This window comes from Mesorhizobium sp. CNPSo 4689 (genome assembly GCF_057784325.1).
Genome location: NZ_JBWLUZ010000101.1, coordinates 1 through 915, shown reverse-complemented (window position 1 = coordinate 915; position 915 = coordinate 1). Strand labels below are relative to the sequence as shown.

1 protein-coding gene is annotated in these 915 nt (G+C 60.4%); it reads left to right on the top strand.

Annotation, left to right across the window (positions count from 1 at the left end; genetic code table 11):
- Window positions 1-175 precede the first annotated feature (175 nt).
- A partial coding sequence (locus AC04SI_RS33305; RefSeq protein ID WP_488475731.1) for an IS110 family transposase occupies window positions 176-915 on the top strand: 740 nt, incomplete at its 3' end.

Here is a 915-nt window from a genome sequence, read left to right as displayed (position 1 = left end):
GGATCCTGTGTGTTCGTTCAGTGCTATGTTTGAGGTGGGAAGGAGGCCGAGAGGATCCTGGTCGTCCCTGTTGGGACAGGCCGCGGCATGGCTCGGCCCCTTCCCACCAATGAACCATCAACCTGAACAGTTGCACGGGGCTGTTACCAGCAGACCCCGCACCACAGGAAGAGGCATGGACATGATAGTGCAGAACTATGTCGGCTGCGACATCTCCAAGCAGAGGCTCGATTTTTTTGATGAGGCAAGTGGCCGTTACCAGCGCATCGACAACCAGGACGACGCGATAACAGCCTATGTGGCAGGCCTTCGCGCCGGCCGTGACTTTGTCGTCATGGAGGCGACAGGCGTCCATGACCGGTTGCTGCGCCATGCGCTGGCCAAGGCGGGTGTTGCGTTCTCGCGGCACAATCCAGCACACACCCACCACTATGCGAAGTCGGCGACGCAGCGCGCCAAGACCGATCGTCTCGACGCCAGGATGTTGAGCGGCTACGGTCGTCGCTATCAGCCTGCTTGCGAGCCGGTACCTTCCGAGAAAGGCGAGCGTCTTCAATCGCTTGCCCGCCACCGCGATCATCTGGTCGAGATTCGGGCAGGGTTGAAGAAGCATCTTGGCGAAGCCTTCGACAAGGATGTCAGCGCCGACATCGAAGGGCTGATCGCTGATCTCAACACACGTATCGATGCGCTCGAAGGCCGCATCGCCAAAGCCATTCGCGAAACCGAGGACACCGCCCGCGATCACGCGCTGATGGTCTCCGTGCCCGGTGTCTCCAAGATCACCGCCCTCTCTCTGCTGGCGCACTTACCCGAGCTCGGTCAGCGTTCACCCAAGTCGATCGCAGCCCTTGCCGGTCTTGCGCCCTTCGACAATGAGAGTGGCAAGTCCAAGCACAGGAGCAAGATCACAGG